Below are 15,156 nucleotides of genomic sequence, written 5' to 3'. Positions count from 1 at the left end.
AAAGTTCGTGACTGTTCAGCAGCTATGCTCCTGGCAGCCTTGCTGCCCAATGAAGACCAGTTGTGCGCCCAATTCGGCGTTTTCTCGCATTACAGTGCACCGCGCTCTATCCGATCTGGAGGCGCTTGATCTATTGGAGAAGCGTCAAGGTAGTGGCACTTTTGTCAGCCCCCGGCTGCCGCCAGCGCGTGCGCCGGCAACGCTTGGGTTTATCGGCCAGCAACAGCAGGTGTCCAGCGAAACCACGGTCACGGTACTGAGTTTTGAGGCCGAAGTCACAGTGCCGCCTGATATCGGGCACCAACTGGAGTTGCGCCCGGAGGCGACGGCGCTACATGTGATGAGATTGCGGAGGCAGTCGGATATGCCGGTGATGGTGACTGACGCTTGGATTCCGTCGCACCTAGGTGTAGCCATCACAAAAAAGCAATTGCAGCATCAGGCATTGTTCGAGTTGTTGATCGAGCAGGGAGTGCGGTTTGACTGACCGTGTAGTGCAGGAAACGACCGCAGTGGCCGCCACTCCCGCCTACGCTGTCTTATTGCAGACAGAGGTGGGGCAGCCTTTGCTCAAGTTGACGCGGATTCTGTATGACCGGGAACGCTGCCCTGTGCAGCACCTCAGCGTACATATGTTGCCTGAACGCAGCCGGATCCTGATGGACGTGTCTGTCGAAGCCCTGGATAGCTGGCCACAGGTAGCATTGTGCATAATACGAGGGGGCGCTGGCCTGACCACCCTTCGGCGCACTATTTATTTGCTATAATAAAATAGCTATGGTAAGGTAGGCAAATGAGGCTTCAAAAACCATCAAATGCGTGGCGCTTAAGCGGCCAAATTATGACCGTAGTGCGCCGCCTACGGCGCGAAGCGCAGAACGACGTCGAGCCGTGGCCGCGCATCTTGTTGCTCGGCGCAATCGATCGCAGCAACAAGCAGGCGATGCCGTCCGAGCGAGCGCTGAGCACGGCAATGCACTCCTCCAATCTGGCGGTGGCGCTGCGTGAACTTAATGCGCAGTGGGTAATCGAACGCATGCCCGACCAGGCCGATAAACGCAAGATCCGCGTGGCGTTGACGGCAGAAGGGCAGTGGCTGCTGTATGAAAGCCGCGCGCGCCGCGAACGCTGGCTGTCCGAGGCGATCAGCGCCTGCCTAACTGCAGAAGAGCGCGCGTTGCTGTTCACGGCAGGCGAAATGCTGGAGCGCGTCGCCGTCTATGAAGGTGGCGCGCCGCCGCTGCCTGTCATGACGGTAGAGGCGGTGCTAGATTATTGTCCGCTGTCCTCGCGCATCGTGCCCCCATTTACAACATCCCCCCATCTCGGTACTGAAAGGATAGACCATGAACACCGCATTTATCGGCCTCGACTATATCGTCGACATCATGCACCCAAGCGGGAAAATCGCGCGTTCGGCCGCGCATGCCGCCGAACGCGGCGTGATCGCTAACGCCAATCAGGCGCTGGCCCTTGCTCGCGAACGCGGCTGGCTATCGATATTGGTCAAAGTAGGATTCGATGCCAGCTATGCCGACCAGCCGAAGCAGTCGCCGCTGTTCGGCCGCGTCCACGAGTTTGGCGCGCTAGCGCTGGGCAGCGCCGGTACAGAATTCCATCCTGAGCTGCATGCCGAGCTGGCAGATCTGGTGATCGTCAAACCCCGCGTGAGCGCTTTTTATGCCACCGGCCTGGATGCCGCGCTGCGGGCGCGTAAAATTGAACGTGTCGTGCTCGCTGGCGTCAGCAGCTCCTGGGCGGTGCAGAGCGCGGCGCGCGACGCCCATGACCGCAACTATCAGGTGGTCGTTCTGGAGGCGGCTTGCGCCGCAGCCAGCGACGCCGAACATCAGGCGTCGATGGCCCTGCTCGGCGCCATCGCCAAGGTCGTCCGCTTCGACGAACTCACGGGCATGTGATGGCGACGCTGGCGCTGCCTTCCATGCAAAACATCCAGCTGCGCGCCGCGCTGGCGCTGGTGCCAATGCTGCTGCTCGTTTGGTGGACCGGAGACAAGGTCTGGCTGCAGGCCACCGTTGTGACGATGTCGACCTTCATCGGCATGGAACGCTGCGGCCTGGCGCCACTGGGCGTGGTGCTGCACGGCATGGCGATCCTTTTCGGCTTCATGGGATTGCTGTGGGCGCAGGCCTACCCGCCGCTGTTCGTGCTCGGCTGCGTGGCGTTGGCGACGGCCGCCATCGCGCTGACCACACACGGCGCCAAATGGCGCTCGGTGGGCAATTTTACTTTTATCCCGGCCGTGTATCTTGCGTGCGAGAGCGGCGAGGGCGTGCCTGCTGATGCACTGCTGGCGCATGGTCTGGCGTTCCTGTCGTTTGCGATGGCGGCGTTGCTGCCGACGTTGGCCTTGTCGGCCGCGCTGCAGGCGCGCGAGCACGGTGCGTGGTCGGGCTATTGGAGGCAACTGCGGCGCAATATCGATCTCGGCGGCAGCAAACCGTGGAAGGCTGCGGCGCTGACCGTGGCGCTGTCTGTGGGCTGCGCCGCTGCGCTGGTCCAGTGGCACCATTTGGGCAATGGACAGTGGGTGATCTGGTCGGCGGCTAGCGTAGTGACTGGCGATGCGGGCAGCGCGCGCATCAAGCTGCGCGACCGCGTGGTGGGTGCCTTGGTTGGCGTGCCGTTGGGCATACTCGCTAGCCAGTTTATTCCGCATAATCTGTTCAGCTTTTGTCTGGCGTCGGTGGCTTCGATCCTGACGCTGGTCGGCTTTCGGCGTTATGTGGTGGGATTCGGCCTGCGCTGCGCTTTCAGCGCGCTGACTATTGTCATTGCCGGGAATGCTGCATCGATCGCGGCTGAGCGGCTGATCAATGTGCTGATAGGCGGCACGATAGGTATAGCATTCGTGCTAGCGGTGCATACCGCTGCGCTGGACGGATTCGGCATAGTGAAGGTCGATGGCGGCAAGCAGTAGACTCACTGCTGGGTTATATCATTGTCGGTCACAGCATGCGCCAGCTGCGCTCAGTGATCGGAAAGGCCAACGACATCAGCACCAGCCGTCTAAATACCCGCTTGTCGGTGTAGGACGCGCCAGTGGAGCTGCGCGAGATTGGTGCCGCGTTCAATGCCATGCTGGACCGTCTGGAAGATGGCGTGCAGCGCCTATCCGGCTTTGCCGCCGACCTGCTGGCGCACGACATGCGCACACCGGTCAACACGCTGATGGTGGAGACACAGGTTGCCCTGTCGCGCCAACGCACAGCAGAGGAATATCATGTGCTACTGGCATCCAACTCGGAGGAATACGAACGGCTGGCGCGCATGATCGAGAACACGCTGTTCCTGGCGCGCGTCGACAATGCGCAACAGGCGCTGCGCCGAGAATCGACGGTGGATCCACGAGATGAAGATGCTCGATGGTCAGGCGCGCGGCTTCATCGGCCCGAGCGCCGCTATTGTAAAGAAACAAGAGCAAGGTATAGTCGCGCGTGCCAAGCACGGTATGCCGGTCTGGCTGGCGTAGCAGCGCATCCATCTCGGCCTTTTCAAGGCAGGTGATCAGGGTCTTGTCCGACCCTCGCGTTATTGCTTGGGGACGGAGCCGGCCAGCATCAGCGTTTTACCTCCTCGGCCAACGCCATTGGTGGAGAAGATCAGACTCTGGACGTTGTCATTCGGCAGGGTCACCAGAGAGGCTAGCCCCGTCAAATTGACCTCGTCCGCGCCCACGGCGCAGATACCGCCAATGTCGGGCTTGGCGTACAGATTAAGCGAGTACAGGTTTTTTTCTGGGTCCATAATGTTGAGATCGCCGTGCAGGATGCAGCCGCGCAGCTCACCGACCAGACCGCCTTTGCTATCAATGGCGAGCCTTGGTGCAGTGCTTGTATCGTAGGCACCATACCCCGGCAGGGTGCGCGCCTTGCGCGAATAGTTGCCATGCAGATCGTCGAGCCTCGGCGGCCGGTTGTTTTCGACGCTATACGTGAGCCTGTATTTGGACATCGTTGTGGCGGTGCTGTTTCTGCGGATATAGAATTCGCTTGACAGGGTATTCGAAGCATCGGCATAGCCGCGCATGCCATGGCACAATATTCCGTTGAGATCGATGACATTCGTGGACTCGATGGCGTTATTGTTGAGCGTCAAATAGCCGGAATAAGTAGCAAGATAACTGTCGGCGCCTGCGTTGTCAGCGAAGAAAAATTGGGTATAGTCCGTCCACATCCCCAAGGGAGCGACAAGCGCGAAAGCCGGGCTACCTTGACCGTTGCTGCCAAACCAGACGCCATCGGCGGCGCGTTGAGAGCCGGCCCGTACTGGTACGTGTTCGACTGTGGTTTGATCGACACGGGGAGTTGCCGGGCCGCCACCGCCACAGCTGAACAGAGTGGCGTAAATGGGCAGGAGGGCGGTGAATTTGAGTGTGTTCTTCACGAGTTTTTCCATGTCTTTTGGTTGGTCGCCTGAATTTTGATTAGTCATTGGAAGCGGCTTGTGTCTGAGCAAATTCGCTGCGGTAGAGGAGCAAGGCGAGCACCGGGAAGGCGCAGCCGATCCAACTGACCAAGTCCCAGCCGCCGGCGGCATAGGCTGCGCTGGTGATCGCCGAGCCGAGTGCACCGCCGGCAAAGAATATCGCCATATAGAGTCCATTCAAGCGGCTGCGCGTGGCTTCGCCAAGGGCGAAGATAGCGCGCTGTCCAAGCACCAGGTTGCATTGCACACCGATGTCGAGCAGGATGCCAGCTGCCAACACAGCAGCTAACGACGTCGAGTGGTGTAGTTTTGATAGCAGGAAGGCGAACGTCACTATCAGCAGGGACAGACTGGTGGCGATGCGGCTGTGACCGCTGTCGGCAAGGCGACCTGCTATGGGGGCGGACAGGGCGCCGACGGCGCCAGCCAGCGCGAACAAGGCGATGCCGTTTTGAGTCAGGCGGAATGTCGGGCCGGACAGCAGTAGCGGGACGGCGGTCCAGTACAGGCTGAACGCTGCAAACATCGCGGCCTGGTAAGCGGCGCGCCGACGCAGGATTGGCGTGTCTCGAAGCAACACCCAGAGTGAGCGAATCAAGCTGGAGTAATTTTGGGCAGTACTTGGGCGACGCAGGGGCAGAAAGCGGCGCAATACCAGCAGCAGGAGCAGCATCAGAGCAGCGGACGCGCCGAACACGGTGCGCCAGCCAAACGCGCCGGCGACCAGACTGGAAACAGGCCGTGCCAGCATGATGCCCAGTAACAGGCCGCTCATGACGTTGCCGACCACGCGGCCGCGCGTAGCGGCGGGAGCGAGGTGAGTTGCAATGGGTACCAGCATTTGCACTGCGACTGAGGAGACGCCGATTAATAGTGATGCGGTCAAGAACCAGGGCGCCGAGGGCCCAACAGTCGCTAACAGCAGGGCAAGAATAACGCCGCCCATGGTCCAACTGATCAGGCGTCGGTTCTCGACCAGATCCCCTAGCGGCACCAGCAGTAACAAGCCGATACAGTAGCCACTTTGTGTGAGGGTGACGATCAGACTGGCTGCTGCGTTACTTAGGCCTATGTCTGGAGCGATCAGGCTGATCAAGGGCTGTACGTAATAGATATTGGCAACAATTAGGCCGCAGGCACAGGCCAGCAATAAGGTCAGCCATCGGGACATACCGGTGCTAGCGACGGAAGCTGATGTGTTCGGAAGGAGATTTTGTTTCCTTGTCCCTTCGGGGGGGATTAATGAGGTCTGCATGACAGAGACGTTTTTCTTAAGTTGGGAAATTTTCTCCGGGATTGCAATCGGAGTGCCGCTACCATGCTGACCTCGAAGTAGCGGCCGCCGCGGTCGATGGTCAAGAAATAGGACCGAATCACCGCGTGCACGTCTATCAGTGCTAGCTGGACTATGCGGTTTGGTAAGTGCTATTGAGCGGCGTGACGCAGTGCGGTTCCATGGGTGAACACGATATCGCAACGCAGTTGGGGCGGCGGTGGGAAAGATCGCTTGCATGGAGACGGTATACAGAACCGTAAAGAGTGTTTGGGACGGGGCGTCGGCTTTACGCAAAATTTACGCATCCGCGCGCTAACCCATTGAAAATATGAGAAGTTCGATTCCGGCTCGGAGCACCAACATACACACAGGCCTCGGTTCGACGATCTTGTTGCGCCTGTTGCGCACGTAGCGCGCGGTCATCGTCATGGTCGTCTGACCGAACTGGTCTTGCGCTGCGATCATGCCGGAGCACTCCTCCTTCCTTTCTGCACCACGTTCAGCGACTCATCCTTCAAGTCGGTTGGGTCGAACTTCAGCAGGCCATTGTTCGCTGCGCCTATCCAGATACTGCCTGCTGTTCACGGTTTCGATTCCGTCGAACTCGACCGGCGGCCGATTGCATGTCATGTCATCAACATTTCATCATTGTTACGTAAGCTGCGGCCTTGCATGACTTCAGTATTCATGTTTCCCCGACAACCGACCTGGATCAATCAAATGCATATTTCCAAATTCGCGCGCGCCCGCACGCAGGTGCAGGCATGAGCCGACGTGACTTCCTCCGCAAAATGGGCAAGTCGGCCGGCGCAAGTGCCGTGCTTGCGACCTTTCCACCGTCCATCCAAAAGGCGCTGGCACTTCCCGCCAACCAGCGCACTCGTAGCCTGCAGGATGTTGAGCATATCGTCGTGCTGACGCAGGAGAACCGCAGTTTCGACCATTACTTTGGCACCCTGGAAGGGGTAAGGGGATTCGGTGATCCCTTTCCGATTCCGGTGATGGACCGGCAAAATCTCTTCAATCGCAAATCGGTCTTCGTGCAGCGTTCTGTCGGAGGGGCGCCGGTGCCTGGCCGGCCCAACTGGCCCCAGGGCAGCGCCATCGCGCCGTTCCGTCTCAATACGGTGCAGGACTTTCCCGTCATGCGCGTGGCCGGGACGCCGCATGCCTGGCTCGACGCCCAGCTGGCGTGGGACCAAGGACGTATGAATGACTGGTGCACGGTCAAGCAGAACCGCGCGATGGGCTATTACGCTGACGCCGACATTCCCTTCCAGTTCGCGCTCGCGCGTGCCTTCACCATCTGCGACCACTACCACTGCGCAACCAAGACCGGCACCAACACAAACCGGCTGTTTCTGTTCAGCGGTCACAACGATCCCCTGGCGGCTGCAGGCGGCCCATCGACGGACAACAGCCGCGACGACTTCAATCCGGACATGTCCACCGACTACTTGTGGACCACCTATCCGGAGCGACTCGAAGCGGCGGGTGTCAGCTGGCAGGTTTACCAGAACATGGCGGACAACTTCACCGATAACTCGCTGGCTGGATTCCGCTCTTTCCGCAACGCGTGGTATCGCCGGCCGGGCTATTCGCAATCCCTGCGCGATCGCGGCACCACGACGCGTGACATCGACCTGCTCAAGGCCGACGTGCTGGCCAACCGCCTGCCGCAGGTCAGCTGGGTCGTCGCGACCGCCGAAGGCTCCGAGCACCCGGGGCCCTCAAGTCCTGCGTCGGGCGCCGACTACATCGCGCGCGTGCTGGACGCCCTGACCGCCAATCCTGAGAGCTGGAGCAAGACGGTCCTGATCATCAACTTCGACGAGAATGACGGCTTCTTCGACCACATGCCACCGCCGGCGGTCCCTGCGTACACGAGTTACAGCAGCAATCCGGCGCAGTCGCAGCTCGCCGGTGCATCGACCGTCGACACGACCGGCGAGTACCATCATGTGCTCAACGGCGCCGATGCGCGCACGCACCATCGCCCCTACGGTCTTGGGCCGCGCGTTCCGATGTATGTCATCTCGCCATGGACCAAGGGCGGCTGGGTGAATTCGCAGGTCTTCGACCACACATCGGTGGTGCGTTTCATCGAGGCGCGTTTCGGTGTGCGCGAGCCGCTGATCAGCCCATGGCGCCGGGCGGTGAGCGGCAACCTGCTGTCCTGTTTCGACTTCGCAAACCCGAACGACAACGGCTTCACGCAACTGCTGCCGGAAACGGCTGCGCGGCGTTCGATGGCGCTGAGCCTGCCGAACACCAAGGTACCCGCAACGCCGACCACCCTGACGGCGCCCGTCCAGGCTGCCGGCGTGCGTCCGGCACGCGCTCTGCCCTACGAACTCCAGGTGCAGGCACAGGTGCCGGCCGGAGGCGGCCAGGTGGAGCTCAGATTCGACAACCTGGGCGAGGCCGGGGCGGTGTTTCATGTGTACGACCGCCTGGCGTTGGAGCAGGTCCCGCGCCGCTATACGGTCGAACCTGGCAAGCAGCTCAAAGGCCAATGGAACACCGCATCCGCCTACGATCTCTGGGTACTGGGACCGAACGGCTTTCATCGCCACATCGTTGGGGACGTGCGCGGTGACGGCAACGCTGCATGGCCGGAAATGAGCCTGCGCGCCGAACGCAGCGCCGGCGAGCTGGTCATCGACCTGGTCAACAATGGCGCACAGCCATGCACCTTCGTACTCATCGCCAACAAGTATTACGCGAGCAAGCCGTTGGAAGTGCGCGTCGTCGCACGCTCGAGGAGCGCCGTCCGGCTTCCCCTGGCATCGAGTTCCAACTGGTACGACTACAGCCTGCGTGTGGCTGGCTTGCCGGGCTGGATGCGCCGCTTCGCCGGCCATCTGGAAAACGGCTTGCCGTCTATCAGTGACCCTGCGATGCGCGGGGCAGCGCAACTTGACCAGTACCGGGTCATTTGACTTTTATAAGGAGCTTCTCATGAAGTGCAGATTTTTCGTTGCCGCGGCCTTGTTCGCCGTGGCGTGTAGTGGCAAGGCTGATGTCATCTACGGTCATAACCTCATTGTCAACGGCGATGCCGAAGCAGGCGTGAGCGGGTGGACCGGCTACCCGGGTTACGACATGGCCCAGTCGGTGGACTATGGCAACAACTGGGTGCTTCCCACCCAGCCTGGCCCGGTCGATCGCGGAACCAAGATGTTCGCCGGCCTCGGGCAGTATGCTGTGGGCACTCAGACCCTGGACTTCGGCGTGGCGACCGCCCGGAACAGTTCCTATTCCCTGAGCGGATGGCTCGGCGGCTGGACCAGCCAGGGCGATAACGCACTGTTCTTTGTGCAGTTTCTCGATGCGGCGAATAATCAGATAGGAAACGCCTCGATCGGTCCCGTCACCCCGCAAGATCGCGGCAACCAGACGGGCCTGTACTACCGGGAGTCCGTGGGAATCATGCCTGCTGGCACCAGCAAGCTGTCGTTCTGGCTGTCGATGGAGCGTCTCGCTTCGAACGACAACGATGGCTACGCGGATAACCTGTCCTTCATCGCGCGGGATACTACCAGCCCGGTACCGGAACCGGGCATGGCGTCGATGTTCTTGCTGGGCTTGGGCTTGTTGGTCGGGGCGCTCCGCCGCAATACGCTCGGCGCGGTTTAACGCGCTGTCGATCAGCGGTAGGGGAGAGGTGCACCGCCACCTCCGCCCACAGTACCCCTGCCGTCCGTGCCAGACGGTGACGGTGGCGCCGATCCCGCCGGTATGGCCGCGATCCATTCGCGAGGAGATCCCTTGAGAGAGAGCGCCAGGTGGTTGGGCATCTCCAGAAACACCGTCCCGCGCTACCTGCGCTCGACCCGCACCATCGGGTGACAATTTGCGTTTTTTTCATATGGACAAACTGTTATGCTGCCCCCGTAGACCAAGTCCGGCCAGAACCTGACGGCTAGATCCGGCAGCCTGACTAAAAAATATCGGAGTGATTCAATGGCAGAAGATGTTGAGATGATGCTGTTCCCATCCCAGGGAGCGTTTGCGCATTGGCTGGCAGCCCATCACGACGGCTCTGACGGGGTGTGGCTGCAGCACTCGAAAAAGGGAGCCCCGGTCCCTAGCGTAAGCTATCAAGAGGCATTGGAAGTTGCATTGTGCTTCGGCTGGATCGACGGCCAGAAGCGTTCGCTCGACGCCCATCACTATTTGCAGCGCTGGACCCCGCGTCGCCCACGCAGTCTATGGTCCAAGGTCAATCGTGAGAAGGTGCTTAGGTATATTGAAGAGGGTAAGATGCAGCCGAGCGGCTTGGCTGAAATCGAGCGAGCGAAAAAAGATGGTCGATGGGATGCGGCATACGAATCGGCTAGCATGGCGAGCGTGCCGCCCGAACTTCAAGCTGCATTCGCTGACCACCCCGGCGCAGCCGAATTTTTCGCCACTCTCAATTCGCAAAACCGCTATGCGGTGTTGTTCCGGGTTCAGACAGCAATAAAGCCTGAGACCAAACTACGCAAGGCACAGGAGTATGCAGCCATGCTGGCTCGGCATGAGACGCTTCATCCGATCATGGCGAAGAAGCGGAGCAAGGCCGACGAGGACGCGACATAAGCGTAAGGGGCGTTTCTTCGCGAAGACGAACTCAAGCGGCCAAGTGCAGGCATTGTTGAGGTAAGCAGAGCGTTGACGGCCATTTGCCGCAGCGGTATTCTTAGTAACATATATTTTATTAATTAATTAACATGCAGATTGCAACGATTATTGGTTTGGCAGGTACGGTGACATGCGCAGGTCTCTTCATTAAGCAAAAGAACTGGTTGCTCGCTACCGCTTTTGTTTTTTCTACGGTGTATCTGATATTGGATAAGGTAATTCACATTCCGGCGGTGCCATATTTTTTGGTTCCTTGGTTTGCGTACTTGTTTTTTGCTCTTGTTGCGTATGAGATTTTTCGAACAGTTGTTCTCAAATAGGTTCGTGTAGGCCGGGAGCAGTCACTATAGATATTCCTATTAAGCGGCTGGTCTAACGCTGAGCGAAGGCCTGCAACGGGTCGCCAGGGGCCGAGCCGGCCGACGGTGAGCGCTGCCGGCCGACATTTAACAGCAATGGAAGGAATAAGCATGACCGTTGGGAAAAAACCGGACGCCGCGCGGTTGGACAAAATTGTGGCTGACGCACGGCGCGCGGCTGACCAGCGCGAGCTGGGCTATCGCGAGCGCTCGCTGAAAATGTATCCGTGGGTGTGTGGGCGCTGCATGCGCGAATTCACGCATACCAATGTGTCGCAACTTACAGTTCATCATCGTGACCACAATCACGACAACAATCCCCCTGATGGCAGCAACTGGGAATTGCTGTGCCTTTACTGCCACGACAACGAACACTCGCGCTATCTTGAGGCCGATCGGGGACATGGCCTGAAATCGGCCGAGGTCGCGCCGGCCACGCATAATCCGTTTTCCTCATTGGCCGGTCTGATGAAAAAGAAAGAGTAACGGTAGGGTGGACCAGAGGCGAGGCGCCGCAACCGGCCACAAGCTGACAGTGCGGACAAAGAAAACTTATACGAGGAATCACTTATGCTTCGCAAATTGCTGCTCATTACGCCTTTCGTGGTGTTTGTTGGATGCGCCGAGGTCCAGGGGGCCTATAACGGTTACCAAGATAGCCAAGAAATGAAGTACGTCAATCAAGCGAAGACAGCATGCGGGCGTTATGGATTCACACCAGGGACCGACACTTTTGCTGATTGCGTTGATAAGAACGTGAACGCTGAAAAGGATAGAGACGCTCTAAAGGCGGCTGCATTTCATTCTGAATCAAAGAAATAGCACAGCCGAAAATGGCCAGTGGCGGACATTTTAAAAAAGGTTAATATGAGGTTGGAATTACGTAGTCATATGGGTCTCGCAGCTAACTGGATGCTTGCAACATTTCCAGTTATATTTTGGTTTTATTTCCTCTCACTTTGGAGGCACTCAAGCTGGGAGGGCCAACCAATATATTTTTTAACAGCCTGTGTTGCTTTCTTACTTGTCGCGTTTGCGGGTATCTTTCGACTTACTAGAGGGTGTGCACTTGCTTCGCGACTAGCGCTCTCATCATTGTGGCTCGTGGTACTCATCCCAGCTTTTTTGTTTTTGGCCTTTAGTGCAGCCATTGACGGCGCAACGGTAATGCCGTAATGGCATAGACCGATACCGGCCAAAAGCGGTCTGTTGAAACTTATGTGAAGCTAGGCATCAATTAATGAATTTCTCTGACTGGTTTTCTCTAACTTCCGCTGCGGAAGATGGCTTCGTAAGCGTTGCAGATGGCTGTGTGCGTTCAGGACTATACGAGCACGGTTTGATTACAGTGCCTGGGCAAAATTTAGCGGCGAAAACCTTGATGCCGTGGGCTTGGTTGATTGGCACAGATGTCGTGGCACTTACCATTACATGGTCCGGCGACCTGTTCTTCTGGTCGCCAAAGTATGAGGCGGTATTTTTCCTTGACGTGCAACGTGGTCAGTCCACCTTTGTGGACCGCAACGTGGATTATTTTTTTAACGATTTCCTTGTCGCAGACGAGATTCGTAACAAAGTGCTTCGAAGTGGTGAATTTAACTCGGTCAACGGTTTGGCTGATGAACTGGAATACGGGCAGTGCTACATACAGGAGCCATGGGCGCGACATGGCGGAGGCTCTAATGCAGGGTATGGAAAAGGCGATATTTACGTGTACTTCTGCTTGGTGTCGCGAGAGGTGGAGATCGACCTGCTGAGCGACCGTCGCGGCTAACGGCCAGCAGCAGACCTTTGAAAACGAAGGATAGCAATGACACCTGAGCGTGAAAGGGAGTATGACGAATTGTTGGCCTACGTGAGTCACTTCGCTACAGTCGTTTGGAAGGTTAGCTCGACGGCGGAAATTCATCCAGCAAAAACAATTGAAAGAGTAGTCGAACAGTTCGGAAAATCCAAAGCACTAGCGGGTTTGCGTCAAGCTGCCAACGATACTGTCGAAGAAACGAACAACTGGAGCAGAGAAGCGAAATCTACTGTTGATGAGGCGTTCAAATCAGCCGGTATCGTCACTGTGTCAGAAATTACGCGTCGATACTCGGCGAGCTACAAGCGCATAATTAAGCGAGGCATCATCAGAGACGAGACGGAGTACTATCTCATTCATGCCGTTTTGATTGACCAAGGAAATTCGGTTGCAAATGACGAGCGAGCTCATCTGCAAAAGCTTACAGAAGCTTATGAGGCGAGAGCCTGATTTCCGAAATCGGCCAGCAACGGACATTGGCCCGGCACCTTTTTAGAATCATATGCATGGATGGGACTGCGATGCCGATCTCATTTAGCTTAGCCCCTTCGAATACAGTCGGAATCAAAAATGCTATCAAAAGAACAGGTTGACGCGATAGGCGATCAATTGCTATACAAAGCTCGAGGTCCCGACGTCGCCCAGGACTCAATCCTACGCCGCTGGAAAAATGCCAATCAGGCTTCCGCTGTATTTATTTTCTTCTTGATAGTGATCCCGCAGTTCTTCGGTATTTGGCTGCGTCACCAGAAAGAAATTTCTAATATTTTCTATTATATTTCGATAACACTACTCTGTATTTTCGGAATCTTCGGCATAGTTGTTGGAATCTATCAAAGAAGAACTCCATTCATAAAAATTGAGGACGGCGTGGTCCTCTGCTACGGAAATGTACCGTGGAGGAAGAATACCTTTCTCCTGTCGGAAGTAAATTTAGTAATTCTCACCAAAAATCCGAGCCGTTGGCGTGGCGCTTACCAGCTCTGGGTTCAGGTTTGCGGAGCCGAACATCGTATTTGGCTCCCCATTCGCAAACCTTCGCCTGTCCCTCTGATTCGGCAGATGCTTTTTACAAACTTCAGAGATAAGTTCATCGAGTCTGAGATATGAGAGACGAGAAAAACTTCAAACAGTTGTCAGATACGTTGCGCTGAGAGGTTAAAGCGTCGGAGATTTCGAAGGTGCAACTTAGGGCGGTTTTGGCCTAGTGTGATAATTCGTGATATTTTCACTTGAACAAAATGCTACTCTGTGGACCATTACCGCGTGGGGCCAGCTGCAGACGTTCAAATAGTCTTTCTAACTAAATTCTCGATGCTAAAAAACAAACAATTTCGACCCGCACCTGCCCTGTGTTTGTTCGGGACAGTTGTAGCAGGGGCAGCGTGTACCAAGTGGATTCCTTCCGATTGGTTCTTAAGCATGCTTGGCTACAGCATTTTGGTTGCTTTGATTTTAGCGTTTCTTGCGACGTTAGATTTGAAAAATGAACGACGACCACCTGTCCCAGTTGCCCTAATGCTTGAAGCGCTTTGGTTGCCTGCGCGTAACGCAGAGATGAATTTCGGACTAATACTATGGGCATTTATGGCGGTAGCTGGTTTTGTGACTGGGATTTTGGTCAGCGCCATGTTACTGCCACTTTTTACGTAACATTCCGACTGAATGCGGCCAAATCCAGGCATTGGTAAATTGCCCTAACCACAGCCTTATCGGAGATGGAATTGCAAATAAGAATTGCAACCATGTTATTTGGTCTCCTATTTTCATCGTCGACTTATGCAAAAGGCGGCAGCGGCGGCGATGAATTCTATATCGTAGTTTCAATTGTTATGGTAGTGGTCGTTGCCGTAGCGATTATTGTGAATAATGCTGAGCGAGCACGGCAAAATGAATTGGTGAAAAATGGGAAAGCGATATTTCTCGTTAGGATATCGAGAACTGGCAGGGTTTATCATAGTATGTCTTGTGGGAAATGCAAGGCCGGGTATCAATTGAGCGAGTCGGAGGCCCGAGGAAGAGGGCTTGCACCTTGTGCCACATGCGGCGGGCGGGGGAAATTCGAAATGCTTTAGCATTAAGGATTTGGGAAGTTAGGGGCATAACTTATTCGCATTTTCCAAACAAGGAGGAGACAATGATAACTAAAATGTCTCTTTTCTGGCTTCAGCAACCGGCCAGCAGCGGACGCATATCGCATTTGAGAATTCAAGGAATAGGCAATAAATGAAAAAGCAAATGTTGATCCTCACAGGACCAGGCAAGGTAGGAAAGAGCACTACCATTAAATGGACCTTTGATGACTTTCTGCGATGGGCGATTCAGAAGAAAAAAGCATCGATCGTGCACTATCTGTATTTAACGGGGCGTGAAGTCGCAGCTGTTATTAGAGTCGGAAAGGAATCAATTGGCATTGCTACTCGGGGTGACTCGGGAACGCAGGTATCGGCCAGCCTCGATTTCTTTGCCATTCATCGATGCAAGGTTGTTGTATGCGCTGCTCGATCAAGAGGTAAACCCACGCCGTTATACACAATTCTTGGCGTTGGCCCGGTCTCGTAATTTCCCCATTGTTTTCGCGGCGACGTAGATCTCTTTCATGCCAAGCCAGATGGTCTTGACGCCGGGTTCGCCGTCGCTTT

17 protein-coding genes are annotated in these 15,156 nt (G+C 56.4%); 15 read left to right on the top strand and 2 right to left on the bottom strand.

Annotation, left to right across the window (positions count from 1 at the left end; genetic code table 11):
• Positions 1–49: 49 nt before the first annotated feature.
• The 6 genes from KVP70_RS34635 (at position 50) to KVP70_RS34290 (ending at position 3,528) form a co-directional block, all read left to right on the top strand.
• Positions 50–487, top strand: a complete 438-nt coding sequence (locus tag KVP70_RS34635; protein WP_217943456.1) for a GntR family transcriptional regulator — start codon at positions 50–52, stop codon at positions 485–487.
• A gap of 7 nt (positions 488–494) precedes the next feature.
• A complete protein-coding gene (locus KVP70_RS35400) occupies positions 495–767 on the top strand; it encodes a GntR family transcriptional regulator (RefSeq protein WP_369698890.1) in 273 nt (90 codons plus the stop codon).
• 137 nt (positions 768–904) lie between these two features.
• A complete protein-coding gene (locus KVP70_RS34295; protein WP_229224857.1) occupies positions 905–1,453 on the top strand; it encodes a helix-turn-helix domain-containing protein in 549 nt (182 codons plus the stop codon).
• Positions 1,347–1,919 (top strand): cysteine hydrolase family protein, encoded by a 573-nt coding sequence (locus KVP70_RS15890; protein WP_217943203.1) that lies wholly within the window; start codon positions 1,347–1,349, stop codon positions 1,917–1,919. Before KVP70_RS34295 ends, KVP70_RS15890 begins: the two co-directional genes overlap by 107 nt.
• A complete protein-coding gene (locus KVP70_RS15885) occupies positions 1,919–2,941 on the top strand; it encodes an FUSC family protein (RefSeq protein ID WP_217943202.1) in 1,023 nt (340 codons plus the stop codon). Before KVP70_RS15890 ends, KVP70_RS15885 begins: the two co-directional genes overlap by 1 nt.
• A gap of 122 nt (positions 2,942–3,063) precedes the next feature.
• Positions 3,064–3,528: a histidine kinase dimerization/phospho-acceptor domain-containing protein gene (locus tag KVP70_RS34290; protein WP_262311762.1), complete on the top strand. Its 465-nt coding sequence runs from the start codon at positions 3,064–3,066 to the stop codon at positions 3,526–3,528.
• Between the two features lie 24 nt (positions 3,529–3,552).
• Here KVP70_RS34290 and KVP70_RS15875 read toward each other — a convergent pair whose 3' ends face one another.
• Together KVP70_RS15875 and KVP70_RS15870 are read right to left on the bottom strand one after the other, a co-directional pair.
• Entirely contained in the window at positions 3,553–4,455 is a 903-nt protein-coding gene (locus KVP70_RS15875; protein WP_217943201.1) for a hypothetical protein, read from the bottom strand.
• Positions 4,448–5,704, bottom strand: coding sequence for an MFS transporter (locus tag KVP70_RS15870; RefSeq protein ID WP_307730279.1), 1,257 nt, complete (start codon positions 5,702–5,704; stop codon positions 4,448–4,450). Before KVP70_RS15870 ends, KVP70_RS15875 begins: the two co-directional genes overlap by 8 nt.
• A 785-nt stretch (positions 5,705–6,489) precedes the next feature.
• On the opposite strand from KVP70_RS15870, the gene KVP70_RS15865 reads away from it, so the two are divergent.
• The 9 genes from KVP70_RS15865 (at position 6,490) to KVP70_RS15825 (ending at position 14,167) form a co-directional block, all read left to right on the top strand.
• Positions 6,490–8,667: a phosphocholine-specific phospholipase C gene (locus KVP70_RS15865; RefSeq protein ID WP_217943200.1), complete on the top strand. Its 2,178-nt coding sequence runs from the start codon at positions 6,490–6,492 to the stop codon at positions 8,665–8,667.
• 19 nt (positions 8,668–8,686) lie between these two features.
• Positions 8,687–9,364: a PEP-CTERM sorting domain-containing protein gene (locus KVP70_RS15860; protein WP_217943199.1), complete on the top strand. Its 678-nt coding sequence runs from the start codon at positions 8,687–8,689 to the stop codon at positions 9,362–9,364.
• A gap of 327 nt (positions 9,365–9,691) precedes the next feature.
• Positions 9,692–10,309: a YdeI/OmpD-associated family protein gene (locus tag KVP70_RS15855; protein WP_217943198.1), complete on the top strand. Its 618-nt coding sequence runs from the start codon at positions 9,692–9,694 to the stop codon at positions 10,307–10,309.
• Positions 10,310–10,821: 512 nt separating this feature from the next.
• The gene (locus KVP70_RS15850; protein ID WP_229224856.1) at positions 10,822–11,196 is read left to right on the top strand and encodes a YajD family HNH nuclease; all 375 of its coding nucleotides are present in this window, start codon (positions 10,822–10,824) and stop codon (positions 11,194–11,196) included.
• 84 nt (positions 11,197–11,280) lie between these two features.
• A complete protein-coding gene (locus KVP70_RS15845) occupies positions 11,281–11,532 on the top strand; it encodes a hypothetical protein (RefSeq protein WP_217943197.1) in 252 nt (83 codons plus the stop codon).
• 418 nt (positions 11,533–11,950) lie between these two features.
• Complete coding sequence (locus KVP70_RS15840; protein ID WP_217943196.1) at positions 11,951–12,484, top strand: hypothetical protein; 534 nt, start codon at positions 11,951–11,953, stop codon at positions 12,482–12,484.
• A gap of 36 nt (positions 12,485–12,520) precedes the next feature.
• Positions 12,521–12,964: a hypothetical protein gene (locus KVP70_RS15835; protein WP_217943195.1), complete on the top strand. Its 444-nt coding sequence runs from the start codon at positions 12,521–12,523 to the stop codon at positions 12,962–12,964.
• A gap of 120 nt (positions 12,965–13,084) precedes the next feature.
• Complete coding sequence (locus KVP70_RS15830; protein ID WP_217943194.1) at positions 13,085–13,624, top strand: hypothetical protein; 540 nt, start codon at positions 13,085–13,087, stop codon at positions 13,622–13,624.
• Between the two features lie 141 nt (positions 13,625–13,765).
• A complete protein-coding gene (locus KVP70_RS15825; protein WP_217943193.1) occupies positions 13,766–14,167 on the top strand; it encodes a hypothetical protein in 402 nt (133 codons plus the stop codon).
• The last annotated feature ends 989 nt before the right edge of the window (positions 14,168–15,156 follow it).

Origin of the sequence: Duganella violaceipulchra (genome assembly GCF_019166075.1) — a bacterium.
Taxonomy (GTDB): domain Bacteria; phylum Pseudomonadota; class Gammaproteobacteria; order Burkholderiales; family Burkholderiaceae_D; genus Rugamonas; species Rugamonas violaceipulchra.
Note: the sequence above shows the minus strand (reverse complement) of the source record. Positions and strands in the feature narration are given on the sequence as shown.

What these genes read in the sequence shown, in the direction of transcription:
- KVP70_RS15840 (WP_217943196.1), top strand. Translation starts at nt 11,951, where the DNA reads ATGAATTTCTCTGACTGGTTTTCTCTAACTTCCGCTGCGGAAGATGGC.
- KVP70_RS15850 (WP_229224856.1), top strand. Translation starts at nt 10,822, where the DNA reads ATGACCGTTGGGAAAAAACCGGACGCCGCGCGGTTGGACAAAATTGTG.
- KVP70_RS15870 (WP_307730279.1), bottom strand. Translation starts at nt 5,704, where the DNA reads ATGCAGACCTCATTAATCCCCCCCGAAGGGACAAGGAAACAAAATCTC.
- KVP70_RS15835 (WP_217943195.1), top strand. Translation starts at nt 12,521, where the DNA reads ATGACACCTGAGCGTGAAAGGGAGTATGACGAATTGTTGGCCTACGTG.
- KVP70_RS15845 (WP_217943197.1), top strand. Translation starts at nt 11,281, where the DNA reads ATGCTTCGCAAATTGCTGCTCATTACGCCTTTCGTGGTGTTTGTTGGA.
- KVP70_RS15865 (WP_217943200.1), top strand. Translation starts at nt 6,490, where the DNA reads ATGAGCCGACGTGACTTCCTCCGCAAAATGGGCAAGTCGGCCGGCGCA.
- KVP70_RS15890 (WP_217943203.1), top strand. Translation starts at nt 1,347, where the DNA reads ATGAACACCGCATTTATCGGCCTCGACTATATCGTCGACATCATGCAC.
- KVP70_RS15885 (WP_217943202.1), top strand. Translation starts at nt 1,919, where the DNA reads ATGGCGACGCTGGCGCTGCCTTCCATGCAAAACATCCAGCTGCGCGCC.
- KVP70_RS15830 (WP_217943194.1), top strand. Translation starts at nt 13,085, where the DNA reads ATGCTATCAAAAGAACAGGTTGACGCGATAGGCGATCAATTGCTATAC.
- KVP70_RS15855 (WP_217943198.1), top strand. Translation starts at nt 9,692, where the DNA reads ATGGCAGAAGATGTTGAGATGATGCTGTTCCCATCCCAGGGAGCGTTT.
- KVP70_RS34635 (WP_217943456.1), top strand. Translation starts at nt 50, where the DNA reads ATGAAGACCAGTTGTGCGCCCAATTCGGCGTTTTCTCGCATTACAGTG.
- KVP70_RS15875 (WP_217943201.1), bottom strand. Translation starts at nt 4,455, where the DNA reads ATGACTAATCAAAATTCAGGCGACCAACCAAAAGACATGGAAAAACTC.
- KVP70_RS15860 (WP_217943199.1), top strand. Translation starts at nt 8,687, where the DNA reads ATGAAGTGCAGATTTTTCGTTGCCGCGGCCTTGTTCGCCGTGGCGTGT.